Genomic DNA, 17,662 nt, shown 5'->3' on the forward strand with positions numbered 1-17,662 from the left:
GGCCCGATGAGCAACAGCAGGCGGGTGGGGCGCGCACCAACGAACCGGCGAGCCACGGGGAGGCAGCAGCCGAGGGCCGGCCAGCCTCGCGCAGGGCCGGCTGTGGCGGCCCTTGCTCCTCACCAGCAGCCTCCTCGCACGGCGGAGGTGATGTCCTGGCACCGATGCCGACCAAACGACCGAGGCTTGCCTCACGCTGCCCCGGTCAACTCGTCAGCTCCTGGCCGATCCGTGCCGCCCACGTCTCGATCCGGTCGAAGTCGCGGAAGTCCCCGCCCTTTCCGTTGCGGACGATCATCTGGGCGACCCATCCCTTCGCGCCCTCCCGCAGGCAGCCGCCGAAGGTGACGTGCTCCCTGGCGTCGAGCCGGGCCATCGCCTTCTTCACCCCGGGCACGGGCGGGATGTCCCGCTCCGAGGCCGAGGGGTCGAGCGGGCCGCTGCTGAAGAACCACAGCGGGCGTTCGGCCAGGGCCTTGCCGTGGCGCCGGACGAAGCGGCGGGCGTCCTTGTGCCAGCGCCCGGCGTACAGCCCGCCGCCGACGACGACGGCGTCGTAGGACGTCGCGCTCGGCACGGACCGGGCCGGACGCGCCTCGGCCGCCAGCCCTTCCTTGCGCAGGACCTCGGCGACGGTCTCAGCGATCTCCGCGGTCGATCCGTTTGTCGTTCCGTAGGCGACCAGCACGTTCGTAGGCATGGTGGTCCATCTCCTCTCACTTTTCGCGCAGCCAGTCGTCGGCCACGCCGTGCAGCGACTGTTGGTCCGGCCGCGGATGGGCGTCGTCCATGCGCCAGGTGAGCTCGTCGACGACGGCGACCACACCGTCGATCTGCCGGGTCATGGAAACGGCGATCTCCGTCTCGCTCTTGCGTTCCAGCTGACCCGAGAGCGTGACCACGCCCTCCGCGACGGAGACGTCGATGCTGCGCGGCGCCAGCCACAGCGCACGTACCAGGACCTCGTCGATCACCTCAGTGCGGATCTCCGCGTCAGGCCGCAGGAAGACCTGGAGCAGGTCGCGGCGGGTGACGATGCCGACCAGTCGGTTCTCCTCATCGAGTACCGGCAGCCTCTCCACATGCCGCTGGGCCATGGTCCGCGCAGCCTCGATGATGGAGTCGTCGGCGTGCACGGTGACCGGCGGCGCGCTCATCAGCCGACCGGCGGTACGCGCCGTCACCTTGGCCGCCCGTCGCCGGACGGCGGGCGTCAGCACGGTGAACCGGAGGCGCCGGTGCGGCGCGTGCGGGTCGGGGGTGGCTGCCTGGTGGGCCATCAGGTCGGTTTCCGAGATGACGCCGATGACCCGGTCGTCCTCGTCCACGACGGGCAGTCCGCTGATCCGGTGGTCCGCGAGCAGCCGGGCCACCTCCTTGAACGGTGTTCCGTACTCGGCCCGGACCACGTCCATGGCCATGACGGAGCCAACCTTGTTGTGTTTCATGGTGGTCCTCCTCGGCTGGCTCGGCCGACGCGGCTGACTCAGCGGAGTCGGCGCAGACAGGGGTCCTGGGACCGGCGTGGCAGCAGGCACAAACGGGCGTCGAGCACGGTGACAGTTTCAGGTGTCGCGAGGACCGGGTTGAAGTCGGCCTCCGCGAGCTGCGGCAGGTCGCTCGCCATCCGCGACAGGCGCAGAAGTAGTTGCTCCAGCCCCGGAAGGTCGAGGGGCAGACCGCCGCGCGAGCCGAGGAGCAGCGGTGCACAGCGCGGGGACGTGATCAAATCGTGCACGTCGTGATCGGTGAGCGGGGCGAGCCGGGCCGCGTGGTCGGCCAGTACCTCCGTAGCCGTGCCGCCGAGCCCGAAAAGGACGAGCGGTCCGAACACTTCGTCCTGGACGACGCCGCCGAACAGCTCGGTGCCGCGCGCGGCCAGCGGCTGGACGACCACGCCGGTCAGCAGCTCACCGAAACGGATCTCGAAGTCCCGGTATGCGGCCCGTACTTGGGCGTCGCCCTGGAGGTCGAGGTGGACGGCACGCTCCTCGGTCTTGTGCACGAGACCCGGCCAGTACGCCTTCATCACCACCCGGCCGTCCGCGCCGCGCAGCCGCCGGGCCGCGAGGACGGCGTCGTCCTCGGTCTCCGCCCAGGCCCACGGGATCTGCGGGATGCCGTAGCAGTCGAGGAGTTCCGCGCAGGTGCGCGGGTCAAGCCAGCCACCCTCCGGCTGTGCCGCGAGGTAGGTCCCGGCAATCTCGTGAGCCCGCTCGGCGTCGACACCATCCAGCTCCGGCACAGTGCCGACCGGCCGGGCAAGCCAGGCCGCACGGCGCGCCGCATGGGTCAACGCCCGCGCAACGGCCTGCGGCTCGGCGTAGGAGGGGATCGTGCCGCCGTCGGCTGCCGGCAGCAGGGTCACCGGGACGTCCTGCTCCAGGCGCACGACGGCGACAGGCCGGGGCCGGTGTCCCGTCGCGCCGGTAAGACCCCGCACCAGGTCGTCGCCCGTCGCCGCGGCCACCGCGGTGGGCACCAGGGCTACGAGCACCGCGTCGACGCCGCCGTAGCGCATGAGCCTGTCGACCCACTCACCCAGCTGCTCCTCCGTCACCGCGGCCGTGGCGTCCGCCGGGTTGCCGACGGCCGCACCTTCGGGCAGCACGACGCGCAGGTCATGCGTCAACTCATCGCCGAACGACGGCAGCGCAAGCCCGGCCTCCGAGCAGGCGTCGGCGGCCAGCACTCCGGCGCCGCCGGCGTTGGTGACGATCGCGACACGGGTACCCGCCGGAAGCGGCTGAGAGTGCAGCAGGGCGGCCGTTTCGAGGAGTTCGCCGACCGAGCGGGGGCCCGTGATGCCGGCCTGCGTGAACAGCGCCTGCCGGGTCATGGTCCGGGTGGCGGCCGCCGCCGTGTGCGAGGCGGCGGCCCGCCGACCCGCCTCGGTGCGGCCGGCGTCCACGGTCAGCACGGGCATACGGCGGGTCACGCGCCGGGCCGTACGCGAGAACGCGCGCGGGTTGCCGAACGACTCCAGGTGCAGCAGCGCGAGGTCGGTGCGGCCGTCGCTCTCCCACCACTGGAGCATGTCGTTGCCGCTGACGTCGTACTTGTCTCCGAGGGAGGCGAAGGTCGACACGCCGATGCCGAGGCGGGAGAGTCCGTCGAGGAGCGCGATGCCGACGCCGCCGGACTGCACGGCGACTCCTGCGGTGCCGGGACGCGGATGGTCGGCGGCGAAGGTCGCGTCGAGACGCAGATCCGGGTCGGTGTTGGAGATGCCGAGGCAGTTGGGGCCCACGAGCCGCATGCCGTACGCACGGCAGGCCGCCATCAGCGCCCGCGCCTGCTCGGCGTCGAGTCCGGCGGTGACGACCAGGAGGGCCCGTACACCCACACTGCCGCACTCCTCGGCGGTGGTCGGCACGGCGGCTGCGGGCACGGCGAGGACCGCGAGGTCCGGGGTCCTGGGCAGGGCACTGACCGACGGGTGGCACGGCACGCCGAGGATCGCGGTCGCGGCGGGGTTCACGGCGAACAGGCGCCGGGTGCAGCCGCCCGCCTTCAGGTGGTGCAGGATCGCCCGGCCCACCGACCCGGGCCTGCGCCCGGCGCCGACGACGGCGACCGCGTCGGGCCGGAAGAGCGGTTGGAGGCTGGCCACGTCGGCGGCTCGGCCCCGCTTCTCGACGGCCGACAGGTAGGCGTCGTCCTGGTCCAGCCGGATGGTGCAGCGCACTTCCGGCCCGTCGAAGTGCCGGGCCGTGCGCAGGCCGAGGTCGGCGAAGAGCCGGAGCATCTCGTGGTTCTCGCCCAGCGCGTCGGCCGTGAAGGTGGTGATGCCGTCCGCGCGTGCCGCGGAGACCAGGTGCTCGACGAGCAGGGTGCCCACACCGCGATGGTGCAGGCCCTCCGCTACCGCGACGGAGATCTCGGCCTCGTCCGCCTCACCACCGGTGTCGTACTCGGCGAGACCGATCACCCGGCCCTGCACCTCGGCGAGCAGGGCCCGGTAGCCCGGCCGTGCCGGGGCGCAGGCGCGGGCGGCGGCCATCGCGGCGGAACGGCGACTCGCCCCGAAGAACCGCAGCCGCAGATTCTCCGGAGACATCTCCTCGTAGAAGCCCCGCAACCGCTGTTGGTCCTGACGCTTCACGGGACGTATGCACACGGTCGTGCCGTCGGCGAGAAGGGCGTGGACCGGGGGCCGATCGAGCACATCGTGCGTCATGGTGGTCGCCTCCGAGCCTCTCGATACTTCGAGCATGCAGCGGATCCTGGAGCGGCCCATGGGCCGTCCGGGGTCGGCCAGGGACCGTTCGGCCCTACGGCGCCCCTACTGGCTGCGCCATGAGGACCTCGGTGATGCCCGGCCCGCTACCGCCTTCCTGTCCGGCCCATCGATGGTGTGTCAGTCGTGCGCGACGACGGCGACGGGGGCCGTGGCGTGGTGCAGGACGCCGTGCGTCACGGAGCCGATGTGCACCCCGAACGGGTGGCGGCGGATCCGCCGTCCGACGACCACCAGCGAGGCCCCATGGGAGGCGTCGATCAGGTGGCTCGCCGGGCTACCCGGGCGGGACTCCTCGACCACTTCGACGGATGGGTACTTCTGCCGCCAGAGACTCAGTGCCTCGGCGAGCGCGGAGGCGTGCCGACGGGCGACGTGGTCGTACCGTGCCAGGTCGGTGGTCGGACCGTCGACGTAGTAGGCAGGCAGGTTCCACCCGTGCACGGCCCTCAGGCCGGTGTCGCGCCGGGCGGCCGCGTCGAAGGCGAACTCGATCGCCGAGGCATCGAGGTTGTCGACGTCGAGACCGAGCACGACCGGTCGGTACCGCGTAGCGGCCGACGGAACTCCCGCTGGGTCGTTCTCGTGCTCGTCCGCCGCCTGTTCACCGGCACGGACCAGGACCACGGGGCACTCTGCGTGCGCCACGACGGCCAGGCCGACCGAGCCGACCAGGAACCCGCCGATCCCGCTCAGGCCCCGTGAGCCGAGGACGAGCAGCTCGGCTCCCTTCGCGGCCTCGCGCAGCACCTCGATCGGGCTGCCGGCCACGTTTTCGGCTGCCACCTCCACGCCGGGGTGGCGCAGTCGGAGTCCGTCGGCGGAATCGCGGGGGATCCTCTCGCTCCAGTGCTGATGCGTCTCGGCACCGAGCAGCGGGGCCTGTGCCATGGGCTCCGGCACCGGCTCCCACACGTGGAGGATCTTCAGCGGCAGACCGCGCAGCTTCGCCTCGCGAGCCGCCCACTCGGCTGCGGCCCGGCTCTCAGACGAGCCGTCGAGACCGACGGTGATCGTGCGGGCCATGCTCTCCACCTCCTGAGTAGGGGCTTGATGATTTAGGGGTCCTTTCACTATGAGCGTCCGATCAGGTCGCGTGGTCTGGTGCCGTGCATCGCAAGGCGCCGGAGCGGCCTCGATGGGGGTCCCCCCGCGCGAGGTTGTTCGAGCGTGGGGGAGGAGCCACGTGGGCGTTTCGGCAACGCGGCGAGGTGCGGTGCCAGACCACGCGACCCGGACGGGCATAGTGAAAGGACCCCTTAAGCGTCGCTGCCTACGCCGTCGCGGTGAAGGGGCCACAGGTCCCCGGCCGGGACCGGTCGGCCCTATGTAAGGGGCTGGAGCCCTACGCCCGCGCCGCCCGCCGTGTGGGCCGAGTCACGGATTGTGTCGGAGTTGGGCGGAAGGGGCGCAATCGGCAGGACCGGGGCCGATCGGCCCTAGTGCATCCGGGCCTGACGCGCCATGATCGTTGTCACGGGTGGTACACAGTCCGCCCTTCCGGCTATCCGGAACGAGGGGTCGAAGTGACCGAGCCGCGCACCTTCACCGACGAGCACCCGATCCGGGTCTTCCTGCTCGACGACCACGAGGTCGTGCGCCGCGGTCTGGCCGACCTGCTGGACGCCGAACCCGATATCTCAGTGGTAGGGGACGCCGAGAACGTCGAGCATGCGCTCGCCCGGGGCCCGGCGCTCCGCCCCGACGTGGCCGTACTCGACGTACGTCTGCCGGACGGCGACGGCATCACGGTCTGCCGCGAGTTGCGTAGCCGGATGCCCGAGCTGGCCTGTCTGATGCTGACGTCGTTCGACGACGAAGAGGCCCTGCTCGACGCCATCATGGCCGGCGCCTCCGGCTATGTGCTCAAACAGATCAAGGGTTCCGACCTGATCTCGGCGGTACGGACGGTCGCCACCGGCCGGTCCATGCTCGACCCGGAGACCACGGCCCGGCTGATGCACTCGCTGCGCGCGGACCCGGCCGTCGCACCCGAGCTGGCCAACCTGTCGCCGCGCGAGCGGGACATCCTCGCCCTGATCGGGGATGGGCTCACCAATCGCGAGATCGGCAAGAAACTCTACTTGTCCGAGAAGACCGTCAAGAACCACATCTCCCGGCTCCTCGCCAAGCTCGGAGTACAGCGACGCGTCCAAGCCGCGGTCCTCGCGTCGCACCTGGAGCACCCCCGGACGAGCGAGAGCCAAGGAGGCTGAGCCCCGGCCGCATGGAGCATCCTCGGCGGCGGTCAACCGCGCCCCGACCGCACCGGCACCCACCACACCACCCGGGTGCCGCCTCCTTCCGGCCGCTCATCGAGTCGGAGGCCACCGCCGAGCGTGAGGGCTCGCTCCTCCATGTTCTTCAGGCCACTGCGCGCGACACCCTCCGGCATCCCGCGACCGTCGTCAGTAACCGTGAGGGTCAGTTCACCGTCAGCGCACCGCAGATATACGTCCACCGCGTGGGCCCCGGCGTGCCGGGCCACGTTGCTCAGCGCCTCGCCGAGCACCGCGAGCGCCTGATCAGCGATCTCGCCCGGTACATCCGTGTCGACCAGCCCCTCGATACGCACTGCGGGAGCGAAGCCCAGAGACGCGGCCGCCGCCGTCACCGTGTCCGAGACGCGGCCGCGCAGGCCGCTGCCCTCCCTCGTCCCGTCGCCGTGCGCCCGCAGTCCGAAGATCGTGGACCGGATGATCTTGATGGTCTCGTCCAGGTCGTCCACGGTCCGCGACAGTCGCTCGACGGCCTCCGGATGGTCGACGAAGCGCTGGGTGCTCTGCAGCGTCATCCCGGCCGCGAAGAGCCGCTGAATGGCCAGGTCATGAAGATCGCGCGCGATGCGGTCACGATCCCGCAGCAAAGCGATCTGCTCGGCCTCCCGGCGTCGCTCGGCCAGTTCCAGTGCCAGCGCCGCCTGTCCGGCGAACCCGAGGAGGGGGCGCGTGTCGGCCTCCGTGAACGGCGTACGGCCCGCCGCGCGTCCAAGCAGCAGCACACCGCCGGCCTTGCCGCCGGCCTCCAGTGGCACGCCGACCACAGGTCCGAGACCGGCCCACTGCGCCGCGTCCCCGCTGGTCCGGGGGTCGTCCTGAATGTCGGCGCTCACCGCCGGCTCCGCCGAGGTCAGCACGGCGGCCCCGAACCCGTCCTGCCCGGACATCACCAGGCCACTGCGCCGCGCCGCGTCCAGCCCGACGGCGAGCATCGGCCGCAACGCTCCGTCCTCGGACACGCGCTCGGCGATCATTCCGACATCAGCGCGGGCGATCTGCCGCGCCTGCTCCACGATCAGTTCCAGGACGTCCGTGCTCGGGGCCCCCGACAGCAGGGCACGCGTGACCTCGGAGCTCGCCCTCAGCCAGCGCTCGCGCAGCCGCGTCTCCTCGTACAGGCGGGCGTTCTCGATGGCCACGCCCGCCGCCACCGCCAGTGTGGAAAGCACAGACTCGTCCGCGGCGTCGAACTCCGCCGCGCTCCGCTTCTCGGTGAGATAGAGGTTTCCGAAAACCTGGTCCCGCACCCGGATGGGCACGCCGAGAAAGGAGCGCATCGGCGGGTGATGGGGCGGGAAGCCGTACGAGGACGGGTGCTCGGAGAGCTCCGTCAGCCGCAGCGGCTCCGGGTGCCGGATCAGCTCGCCCAGAATGCCGTGCCCGCTCGGCAGGTCCCCGATCCGGGCCCGCTGCTCGTCGCTGATGCCGACGGTATGGAACTCGGAGAGCATGCGGTCGTCACCGATGACGCCCAGGGCCCCGTATTCGGCGTCCACGAGCACCACGGCGGCCTCGACGATACGCCGGAGAACCTGCGGGAGATCCAGCTCCCTCCCTACGGAGAGCACCGCCTCCAACAGGCTGTGCACGCGGTCCTGGGCGCCTCGTGCCGCGTCGATCCGCGCCTGCAGTTCGTCCAGCAGCTCGTCCAGTCGCAGTTTGGGCAGGTGCTGCTCGGAACGCCCGGCCCGTTCGCCGCTCATCGTCGCCTCCGACCGGCTCGCGCGACCGCACCCGGATCAGGCGCCTTCCTTCACTCACGATAGTGGGTGGGGTCCTGGTTGGACGGGGCGTACAGGTCCTTTGCGGCCGGCTGCTCGCAAGGGTGGTCGCACACCCCCAGGTGGGTTGCGACCACCCTTGATTATGGGTCGGCCAGCCCAGGCACGGTCATGAAACTGCCTACAGTAACGAGCTCGGGCACGGTTGCGCTGAGGCGTAGAGGATTACCGGTAGTTCGGGCTCGATATTCTCATCTGACGCGTTGACGTCAGATCGCTGACCTGCTGGTGGGACAACAGGCCGGCGACCGCCTGCACTGTTTCGCTCGTGTGCTCTCGGCGGCATATGGCACGAGGAGTGCACTTTCCGCCGACGCTCGTACATCTCCTCGTACCAGCCCGGAGCATCTGGGCACCCAGACCCTGGTAGCCGGCATCGGCGAGGATCTCGACCGCGGGCACCTCAGCCAGGAGCCTGACCAGCCCTGAACTGACGGGCGTGGGTGATGTCCCTGCAGCTTCCAGGACGGGTCGGGCTGCAGAACAGCACCCGGCCGTTCTGGTCCGTGACGACTATGGGTATGACGGCGCTCTGATTGTTCTCGCCAGAGATGAACTTATCCCGGCCCCTACGGCGGCCGGGCGGCGGACACGGATCTCGGCGCCGTCGATGATGCGGGTCTTCCCAGTCGCGCCGAGATGGTCGACGACCTCGGCCGGGCTTTGCAGCCGCACGTCGGGACTGATGGTGAACTCCCCCGCTCGGCGAGCAGGAGTCGCACCTCGCCGCACCCACCGCAAGACCATGATCAACAATCAAGAGCTCGGTGCCTCAAGCGGACCAATTTGTGCTGGCGAACGTCACCCCGCGAGCCACCCGCTCATGAGCGCAGCGAACCGTCGAATGCCCGTAGGCAGCGCCCGAACCGCCGACAGAAGGCAGCAGGAATGGCAGGGCAGGAAGGTCGGCGCAAAGTAAGCCCGCCCCAAGTTCCCGGCGTGAACAAGGCCGTTGTCAGTGCCGCATGCCATGCTCACTCCGGATATCGGGCGCTGCAGGAGGAGGCTGGATGGCGATGAGGCGTCCCCGGAAGGATCCACGTGATCCGGTGCTGATTATGCGGGATGTCGGGCTCGAACCACTGGAGCCTACCCAGGAAGTAGTAAGCCCTTGCGTCCCAGTCGAGGAACGGCTCTCCGGCGAACGGTGTTAGTACAACGCCGAGCCGCCGAACTCGCTCTTGGCCAACCACCGGCCACCAGAACCTCACTGGCCTCGCCGGCCGCCCTCTCCACGACGAGACGTGTTGGATTCTCGCCTCGCCGGAAGGTGACCGTGCGAGGTGGCCGGCCGCCCAGACATGCGGGCGGCCGGATGGTGTCACACAACGTCACCCGCCGAGCGCCACCGCACACCTTCAGCAATTCGGCGTCTAGCACGAGTTCCGCGTCGATCTGACCGCCGGAACGCGTGGTCAGGGTGTCGCCGGCCAAGAGAGCGAACAACTCCTCCATCGAGGCGCGGGCCGCCCGGGCCGTAGCGGCCGAGACGGCGTCCGAGCGCTGCGCCAGCTGCTCTAGATCGGCCAGCGCCGCCTCCCTGTCGTCCAACAGGGCGTGGGCCGCACCGGCATCACTCGCCCCGCGTGCGGTCCTGGAACCGGTCACCATCGACGGCGCCACCATCACCTACGCCACCCTCCACAACCCCGGCGACATCACCCGCCGCGACCTGCGGCTGGGTGACCACGTCATGGTCCACCGCGCCGGTGACGTCATCCCTCGCATCGAAGCACCGGTCGCCCACCTGCGCACCGGTGAGGAGCAGCCGATCGTCTTCCCCGAGGCGTGTCCGCGGTGCGGGTCGGGCATCGACACCAGCGAGCAGCGCTGGCGCTGCGAGAACGGCCGCAACTGCCATGTGGTCGCCGCCCTGTCCTACGCTGCCGGACGCGACCAGCTCGACATCGAGGGACTCGGCGCGACCCGCGTCGTCCAGCTGGTCGAGGCTGGCCTGGTCTCCGACCTCGCCGACCTGTTCACCCTCACCCGCGACCAGCTGCTGAGCCTGGACCGGATGGGCGAGACCAGCACCGACAACCTCCTCACCGCCATCAGCGCAGCCAAGGACCAGCCACTGTCGCGGGTGTTGTGCGCGCTCGGCGTCCGGGGCACCGGCCGGTCCATGTCCCGCCGCATCGCCCGCTACTTCGCCACCATGGACAACATCCGCGCCGCCGACGCCGAAACGATGCAGCGGGTCGACGGCATCGGCACCGAGAAGGCCCCGTCCATCGTCGTCGAACTAGCCGACCTCGCCCCGGTCATCGACAGACTCGCCGCGGCCGGGGTGAACATGACCGAGCCAGGCGCCACACCGCCCTCCCCCGCGACCGGCGCCGCCGACGACAGCCAGCAAGCAACGGCGGACGGGGCGAGTCTGCCGCTGGACGGGATGACGGTCGTGGTGACGGGAAAAATGAGTGGCCCGCTGGAGAAGCTCAGCCGCAACCAGATGAACGAACTCGTCGAACGCGCCGGCGGCCGCTCCTCCTCCAGCGTCTCCAGGAAGACCAGCCTCGTCGTCGCCGGAGAAGGTGCCGGATCCAAGCGTGCCAAGGCAGAAACCCTCGGCGTCCGCCTTGCCACCCCCGACGAATTCGCCGCTCTCCTCGCCGACTTCGTCAGCTGAGACGCAGAGGGATCTCACCCCGGAATCGGACAGGCCTGCGGCTTCGCCGCCATGGAGCTGGCTTCAGTCGTGTCCCGCCGGCCGGCATGACAGGAAAGAGCCCGCTGCAGTGTGGACGAGCCAGCCCGCCGCCGCGCCCACTGCGTACCAGAACAGGTCGGGGGGATTGAAGGTGGAACCCAGCACGAGGCGGGCCACAGAGCTGCGGGCGGAGAGCTCGGCCGGCACGTTGGTGAGCTGAAGGAACTCGACCGCCCAACTGAACGCCAACGCGCTTCCGGCGGCCGTCACAGGCCTCACGCGTGGCACTGCCAGAACGACAAGCGTATGGATCAGGACGGTGTACAGCGCGTCTCCGCCGTACTTGGCCACGTCCCCTGCCGCCGCTGCCCTGAGCCCCAGGCCCGCACCGGCCGTCACCACCGCGGCCCCGGCCGCCGCCAGACGGGTCCGTACTGGATCGGCGGCGGTGCTGACGCCAGGGTCACCTGGGCCACGGATGAGGGTCACAAGGTCATACTGCCGGATGTCCGGTGGCCGGCGACCACTGCGGAGCGCCGTTGTCGCGGGACGTGGCAGGCGACGGTCGCCGTGGCGCCGACGAGGGCCACTCCGGCGATGGGCGCGGGAGGTGGCGGGCGGGGGCCGCCACGAGCAGTGCCCCCGCCAGCACTCCCCTCACCCGGCGGGCGAGGGCCGAGCCGAGGCGCGCAGGTCCGCCCGCCCGCGCTCGTCCCCCGGACCGACGGGGTCCTATCGCCGGCGAGCAGCCGCAGGACCACCGTGGATGCGAGAGGCCAGGTCCGACAGTGGGCCGGTCACGTCCCCACGGACGTCTCCTCCAGCGGGAAGTGACACAGGGCTGTGTGGGGTTCGGCCCCGTCCGCCCTCTCCCGCAGGACGACCGGCGGTGCCTGGGTCGCGCATCGGTCCTCGGCACGCCAGCACCGGGTGCGGAAGCGGCATCCGGAGGGGATGTCGAAGGGAGAGGGGATCTCTCCCTGGAGCTGGATCTCCTGACGGTGGGTGTCGCGACCGGTGCCGAGGACGGGGGCGGCCGACATCAGTGCGGCCGTATAGGGGTGTTGGGGCTGTTCGAAGACCTCCTCCGTGTCTCCGTGTTCGATGACCTTGCCCAGATACATCACGGTGACCTGGTCGGAGATGTAGCGGACCACGGACAGGTCGTGGGAGATGAACAGGTAGGTGACGCCGAGGCGTGTGCGCAGGTCGGAGAGTACGTTCAGGACCTGCGCCTGGACCGACAGGTCGAGGGCGGAGACGGGTTCGTCGCAGACGATGAGGTCGGGGTCCAGGGCGAGCGCGCGGGCGATGCCGATGCGCTGGCGCTGGCCGCCGGAGAACTCGTTGGGGTAGCGGTGGGCGTCGCTCTCCCGCAGTCCGACCAGGGCGAGCAGTTCGCGGATCCGCTTCTCGCGGGCCTTCGCGCCCGGTACGACGTCTTTGTGGGTGCGCCAGGGTTCGCCGATCAGGTCGGCGGCGGACATGCGCGCGTTGAGCGAGGCGAAAGGATCCTGGAAGACCATCTGCACCCGTCGGCGCCAGGCCAGCAACTCCTTGCCGCGCAGGGCGAAGGGGTCGGTTCCGTCGAACCGCACGGTGCCGGAGTCCGGACGCTCCAGCCCGAGCAGCACCCGTGCCAGGGTGGACTTGCCGCAGCCCGATTCGCCGACGAGTCCAAGGGTCTGGCCCCGGCCGATTTGTACGTCCACCCCGTCCAGGGCGGTCAGCCGGCGCCGGCCGCTGCCGAAGGTCTTCGTGAGCCCTCGTACCTCCAGCAGTGGCGGGCTCTCCTGGGTGCCGTCCGCGCGGGGCCCGGGGGCGGCGGTGGTGGCGCGGGACTCAGACACGGTCGAGCTCCTCGGAGAAGTGACAGGCGGCGAAGCGACCGTCGCCCGACGGGCGCAGGGACGGCCGCTCCTGGACACAGCGCTCGCGCACCAGCGGGCAACGGGCCTGGAAGACGCAGCCGGGCGGCACCGCGCTCAGCTCGGGCGGGCTGCCGGGAACGGCGGGCAACGGGCGTCCACGCACGCTGCCCTCGGGCACCGAGTCGAGCAGCCCCCGGGTGTAGGGGTGGCGGGGTGCGGAGAAGACGTCGTGTACCGGTCCGTTCTCCACGACCGTGCCGGCGTACATCACGACCACGTCGTCGGCGCGCTGTGCGACCACGGCCAGATCGTGGGTGATCAGGACGACGGCCATGTCCCGCTCGTCCTGGAGGTCCCGCAGCAGCCGCATGATCTGCGCCTGCACGGTCACGTCGAGGGCGGTGGTGGGTTCGTCGGCGATGAGCACGTCGGGTGCGAGGGCGACGGCCATCGCGATGAGCAGCCGCTGTCGCATGCCGCCGGAGAACTGGTGGGGATAGGACCGGGCCCGTTGCCTCGGCTCGGGGATGCCCACCCGCGTCATCAGCTCGATCGCCTTCTCCTGGGCCTGGCGCCGGGAGAGTCCGTGGTGGATGCGGAAGGGTTCGCCGATCTGCCTGCCCACCGGCTGCACGGGGTTGAGCGCTGTCAGGGCGTCCTGGAAGACGATGGACAGGACCGGGCCGGCCAGCTTGCGGCGTTCCGCGGGGCTCATGCGCAGGGTGTCGTCACCCCGGACCCTGACGGCACCGCCGGTGACCGCCGCCGCGGGGTCCAGCAGACCGACAACGGACAGCGCGGTCATCGACTTGCCGCAGCCGGACTCGCCCAGCAGGGCCAGGGTGCGGCCGCGGCGGACGCTGAAGCTGACGCCGTCGACGGCGCGTACCGTCCCGGACGGCGTGCTCAAGTCCACGCACAGGCCCTCGACTTCCAGGGCGAGGGTGTCCGTGGTGGTCGGGGCGGAAGCGGTGTTGCTCGTCACGGGATCATCTCCGGAGGAACGGCGGCCGAGACGGCCCGGCGCTTCTTGGGCAGCCTCAGGCGCCAGCGCTGGGCGGGGTCGGTGGCGATGCGGGCCCAGGCGGCGAGCACCGTCGCGGACACGGTGGTGAGCACGATGGCGAGTCCGGGCAGCACGGTGATCCACCACGCGGTCTGGAGGTACTGCCGTCCCTGGGCGACCATCAGGCCCCAACTGACGTCCGGGGGCTGGATTCCGATGCCCAGGAAGCTCAGCGACGACTCGGTGAGCATCACGAAGCAGAAGTCGAGGGTGGCGACGGTGAGGAGGGTCGGCAGGGCGATCGGCAGGAGGTGCCGGTAGATGATCACCCGGCCGGGGGTGCCGAAGGTCCGGGCCGCGTCGACGAACAGCCGGCTGCGCAGTTCCGCCGCCTCGGCCCGCGCGGTGCGCAGATACACCGGTATTCGGGTCACGGCCAGGATCAGTACGAGGTTCAGCGCGCTGGGCGAGAACACGTACAGCACGACCACCGCGATCAGCAGCGAGGGGAAGCTGAGGATCACGTCGGCGAGCCGCATCGCCACGCTCTCGCGGCGTCCTCCGTGGTAGCCGGCCCACAGTCCGAGGGCCGAGCCGATGGCCAGGGAGCACAGCACCGCCGGGACGGCCACGGACAGTGTCGTCGCCGCCGCCTCGATCAGCCGGGCCACCATGCTGCGCCCCAGGACGTCGGTGCCGAGCAGCCCGTACACCCCGTCGCTCAGGGACGGTGGCCTCAGGGAGGCGTCCAGGTCCTGGCGTTGGGCGCGGTCGCCGATGAACAGCCGGCCGAAGAGGGCCACCAGGGCGACCACGGTGAGGACGACGGCCCCGACGGCCGCGGCCCGGTCCCGGCCCAGCATCCGCCACAGGCTCGGCCACCGGTGGTGGGCGGGCGGGGCTTCCTCCGGGACGTCGGTCTCTTCTCGGGTCGTGCTGGTTGCTTCGCTCACGCCGGCACCGCCTGTCGCACTCGGGGGTCGGTCAGCGCGTGGCAGACGTCGACGAGGATGTTCAGCGCGAAGATCGTGACGGCGGTCAGGAGCACGGCTGCCTGCAGGACCGCGAAGTCGCGCTGGAGGATGGAGTCGATCATGAGTTTGCCGATGCCGGGCCAGCCGAAGATCGTCTCGACGATCACCGCGCCGTTGACCAGACCCACCGTCAGGTCGCCCGCGACCGTCAGGACCGGTGTGGCGGCGTTGCGCAGGGCGTGCCCGAAGACCACGCGCCGGGGCGTTGCGCCCTTGCTCCGGGCGATCTTGACGTAGGGGGCTGACAACGCGCCGACCATGCTGCCGCGCACCACCTGGACCAGTACGCCGAAGGGGCGGATCAGCAGGGTCGCGATGGGCAGGACCCAGATCTCGGGGCCGCCGAGCGTGCCCGAGGTCGGCAACCACCCGAGGCTCACGCCGAAGACGAGTACGCCCATGATGGCGAACCAGAAGTCGGGGATGCTGGCGGCCGTCATCGACAGCAGGCTGGCGATCCTGTCGATCAGGGAGTTGGGCCGGTAGGCGGCGAGGCTGCCGACCAGCACGGCTCCGGTGATCGCCAGCAGCATGGTCACACCGGCGAGTTGCAGGGTGACGGGGAACGCGTCGATCACCATCGAGCCCGCCGACTGCCCGGTGCGCAGCGAGGTGCCGAAGTCCAGCTGTGCGGCGTCGACGAGGTAGTTCCACAGCTGCGCCGGAATCGACAGGTCGAAGCCCTGCGCGGCGGAGAACTCCGCTCGCTGCTCGGGGGTGGCGCTCAGGGGGAGATAGAGGTCGACGGGGTTGCCGGTCATCCGGGCCAGGAAGAACACGCCCAGGACGACGCAGACCAGGGGTACGGCACTGGAGAGTACGCGCTTGCGCAGGAAAGGAATCATGTCAGTGCTTCGCCCCCTTGGCCGAGCGGACCTCGGACAGCCGCAGTTCGTCTCCGGTGGCGGAGTCCGGTTCGTACCGGATCGACCGTGACAGGCCGAGCAGTCCGTTCATGTGGGCGATGTGGGCGTACTGGACGACGGACCCGTTCTGCTCGGTGAGCAGGCCGGCGAAGGCCTCCTGACGTTTCTCGCCGGACAGCGCTCCCGCCGCGGCGATGCGCCGGTCGAGAACCTCGGTGCCGAAGGTGGACTGAGGGCCGTCGCTCAGCAGGTACTGGCTGGTGGTGAAGGCCGCGTCACCGGCCTGGTTGCCGTGCATGATCAGCAGGGCGATGGGGCCGACGTTCTCGGGCAGCGGGCGGAGCTGGTACTGGAGTTGGGTGGCGGTGTCGGCCATCCGGACCCGTACGTTCAGTCCGATCTCCTGCATCTGGTACTGGAGGGCCTCCGCCGTCTCCGACACCCCGGAGAACATGCCGTTGCGGGCCACCAGGGTGATCTGCCGGTCGGTCGGCACTCCGTCCGCGGTCGCCTCCCGCACCAGGGCGCGGGCCTCGGCGACGTTCTGCCGGGGCGGTTCGATCGCGTCGCTGTGCCCCACCACTCCGGGCGGCACCAGCTGGCCGGCCGGTTCGGCGAGACCGCCGAGGAGGGCGTCGATGATGCCGTCGCGGTCCACGGCCAGGTCGACGGCCCGGCGCACCCGGATGTCGTCGAGCGGGGCCTCGCGGCCGTCCAGTCGCAGGGCGGTCGTCTCGTTGTTGGGGTAGGCGACCGTCGTGTCCTTCTCCGCCTCCATCGGATCCAGCGAGACGGCGATCTCCGCCTCACCCTTGTCGATCATGGCGGCGCGGACACTGGCGTCGCTGCGCCATACATAGCGGGCCCGGGCGAAGTCGGGAGCCTTGCCCCAGTAGTCGTCGAAGCGGTCGAGGGAGATCGCAGCTCCGGGCTGCCAGGAGCGGACGGCGAAGGGGCCGGTGCCGATCGGGACACGGACCTTGGCCTTGGTGCCGGTCGTGCGGGGCACGACCTCCACGAAGCTCAGACGCAGCGGCAGGATGGGGTCCGGTTCCTTGGTGGTCACCGTAAGACGGTCGTCGTTCACCGCCTTCACCTCGAGGTCCTCGTCGCCGAAGACGTAGCCCTCCACGTTGCAGGCGAGGGAGGAGTTGACGGCACGGTCGATGGAGAAGGCGGCGTCCTCGGCGGTGAACGGGGCTCCGTTCTGGAAGGTCACCCCGGAGCGGATGTCGAAGGTCCAGGTGCGGGGCGCGGTCTGCTTCCAGCGGGTCGCCAGCAGGGGGTTCAGTTCACCGGACGTGGGATCTCGTTCGACCAGGGGTTCGGTGATGTTGGACCGGACGACGACGCCCGTGCCGGTGAGTGAGGCCTCGCAGGGCTCCAGGGTCGGCGGTTCCTGGGTGAGCACCACCCGTAAGGTGCGGCCGTCGGCGCGGCCGGTGTCGCCGCCCGCGCTGTTGGCCACGGCGCACCCGCTGGACGTGAGCAGGACGCCCGCCAGCAGCATCGCGCTCGTCGTGCGGGGCCGCGGCGGTGCGGCGCGCTGGGTGGATGAAACGGAGGACTTCATCGTCGCGTGTCTCCGGGGAAGTGCTGATGTGTCGTTCCGAACTCGGGGTCTGGGACCGGGCACCACCAGTTGTCTACATTTGCGCACTCGGTCTGCATCTGTGAACGCCGAAGCTAAACCGGCGCCGTGGCAGCGTCAAGACATGCGGAGGATCGGACATTCGGACGCGAGCCCTCCGGTGCGGCCGGGCCCCGACCGGCGGCCGGCGCACCGGCCGGCCCACGACGGACCTCCGCGAGATCCGGCCCAGAGCCTCGGCGGACCGGGGCGGGACAGCAGCCCTCGGCGTCCGCCAGCAGCCCTCAGCGGCAGAGCGCAGCACGTCCCGGCGCCCTGGGCCTGCCCCTGGCCCTGGCCCT

At 70.7% G+C, this 17,662-nt stretch carries 12 protein-coding genes and 1 pseudogene; 2 read left to right on the top strand and 11 right to left on the bottom strand.

From position 1 onward, the window contains the following. Positions 1–205: 205 nt before the first annotated feature. The 4 genes from ACZ5XS_RS18545 to ACZ5XS_RS18560 form a co-directional block, all read right to left on the bottom strand. Positions 206–700, bottom strand: a complete 495-nt coding sequence (locus ACZ5XS_RS18545) for a flavodoxin domain-containing protein (protein ID WP_468652510.1) — start codon at positions 698–700, stop codon at positions 206–208. Between the two features lie 16 nt (positions 701–716). Beyond that, on the bottom strand, positions 717–1,448 hold the full coding sequence (locus tag ACZ5XS_RS18550; RefSeq protein ID WP_468652512.1) for a CBS domain-containing protein: 732 nt from the start codon (positions 1,446–1,448) through the stop codon (positions 717–719). Positions 1,449–1,486: 38 nt separating this feature from the next. Beyond that, positions 1,487–4,180 (bottom strand): bifunctional acetate--CoA ligase family protein/GNAT family N-acetyltransferase, encoded by a 2,694-nt coding sequence (locus tag ACZ5XS_RS18555; RefSeq protein ID WP_468652514.1) that lies wholly within the window; start codon positions 4,178–4,180, stop codon positions 1,487–1,489. 180 nt (positions 4,181–4,360) lie between these two features. Beyond that, positions 4,361–5,266 carry a universal stress protein gene (locus ACZ5XS_RS18560; protein WP_468652516.1) on the bottom strand — a complete coding sequence of 302 codons (906 nt, stop codon included), beginning with the start codon at positions 5,264–5,266 and terminating at the stop codon, positions 4,361–4,363. A gap of 500 nt (positions 5,267–5,766) precedes the next feature. Here ACZ5XS_RS18560 and ACZ5XS_RS18565 point away from each other — a divergent pair, with 500 nt between their 5' ends. Then, positions 5,767–6,456 carry a response regulator gene (locus tag ACZ5XS_RS18565; RefSeq protein WP_468652518.1) on the top strand — a complete coding sequence of 230 codons (690 nt, stop codon included), beginning with the start codon at positions 5,767–5,769 and terminating at the stop codon, positions 6,454–6,456. A gap of 32 nt (positions 6,457–6,488) precedes the next feature. Here ACZ5XS_RS18565 and ACZ5XS_RS18570 read toward each other — a convergent pair whose 3' ends face one another. Next, on the bottom strand, positions 6,489–8,222 hold the full coding sequence (locus ACZ5XS_RS18570; protein WP_468652521.1) for a GAF domain-containing sensor histidine kinase: 1,734 nt from the start codon (positions 8,220–8,222) through the stop codon (positions 6,489–6,491). A gap of 1,629 nt (positions 8,223–9,851) precedes the next feature. Here ACZ5XS_RS18570 and ACZ5XS_RS18575 point away from each other — a divergent pair. Continuing rightward, positions 9,852–10,932: pseudogene (locus ACZ5XS_RS18575) on the top strand (helix-hairpin-helix domain-containing protein); the annotation flags it as partial. 63 nt (positions 10,933–10,995) lie between these two features. On the opposite strand, the gene ACZ5XS_RS18580 reads toward ACZ5XS_RS18575, so the two are convergent. From ACZ5XS_RS18580 to ACZ5XS_RS18605, 6 genes are all read right to left on the bottom strand, one after another. After that, entirely contained in the window at positions 10,996–11,376 is a 381-nt protein-coding gene (locus tag ACZ5XS_RS18580; RefSeq protein WP_468652785.1) for a ribosomal maturation YjgA family protein, read from the bottom strand. 374 nt (positions 11,377–11,750) lie between these two features. Next, positions 11,751–12,803, bottom strand: a complete 1,053-nt coding sequence (locus tag ACZ5XS_RS18585) for an ABC transporter ATP-binding protein (RefSeq protein WP_468652523.1) — start codon at positions 12,801–12,803, stop codon at positions 11,751–11,753. After that, positions 12,796–13,809, bottom strand: a complete 1,014-nt coding sequence (locus tag ACZ5XS_RS18590; protein WP_468652525.1) for an ABC transporter ATP-binding protein — start codon at positions 13,807–13,809, stop codon at positions 12,796–12,798. Before ACZ5XS_RS18590 ends, ACZ5XS_RS18585 begins: the two co-directional genes overlap by 8 nt. Then, positions 13,806–14,783, bottom strand: a complete 978-nt coding sequence (locus ACZ5XS_RS18595; protein WP_468652527.1) for an ABC transporter permease — start codon at positions 14,781–14,783, stop codon at positions 13,806–13,808. The genes ACZ5XS_RS18590 and ACZ5XS_RS18595 overlap by 4 nt, the downstream gene beginning before the upstream one ends. Beyond that, a complete protein-coding gene (locus ACZ5XS_RS18600) occupies positions 14,780–15,709 on the bottom strand; it encodes an ABC transporter permease (protein ID WP_468652529.1) in 930 nt (309 codons plus the stop codon). The genes ACZ5XS_RS18595 and ACZ5XS_RS18600 overlap by 4 nt, the downstream gene beginning before the upstream one ends. 1 nt (position 15,710) lies before the next feature. Beyond that, complete coding sequence (locus tag ACZ5XS_RS18605; RefSeq protein WP_468652531.1) at positions 15,711–17,303, bottom strand: ABC transporter substrate-binding protein; 1,593 nt, start codon at positions 17,301–17,303, stop codon at positions 15,711–15,713. Positions 17,304–17,662 lie beyond the last annotated feature (359 nt).

This window comes from Streptomyces sp. NPDC033131, assembly GCF_055578365.1.

Excerpts from the sequence above, each read along its gene's own strand:
- ACZ5XS_RS18560 (WP_468652516.1), bottom strand. The coding sequence starts at position 5,266 with ATGGCCCGCACGATCACCGTCGGTCTCGACGGCTCGTCTGAGAGCCGG.
- ACZ5XS_RS18605 (WP_468652531.1), bottom strand. The coding sequence starts at position 17,303 with ATGAAGTCCTCCGTTTCATCCACCCAGCGCGCCGCACCGCCGCGGCCC.
- ACZ5XS_RS18555 (WP_468652514.1), bottom strand. The coding sequence starts at position 4,180 with ATGACGCACGATGTGCTCGATCGGCCCCCGGTCCACGCCCTTCTCGCC.
- ACZ5XS_RS18570 (WP_468652521.1), bottom strand. The coding sequence starts at position 8,222 with ATGAGCGGCGAACGGGCCGGGCGTTCCGAGCAGCACCTGCCCAAACTG.
- ACZ5XS_RS18600 (WP_468652529.1), bottom strand. The coding sequence starts at position 15,709 with ATGATTCCTTTCCTGCGCAAGCGCGTACTCTCCAGTGCCGTACCCCTG.
- ACZ5XS_RS18545 (WP_468652510.1), bottom strand. The coding sequence starts at position 700 with ATGCCTACGAACGTGCTGGTCGCCTACGGAACGACAAACGGATCGACC.
- ACZ5XS_RS18550 (WP_468652512.1), bottom strand. The coding sequence starts at position 1,448 with ATGAAACACAACAAGGTTGGCTCCGTCATGGCCATGGACGTGGTCCGG.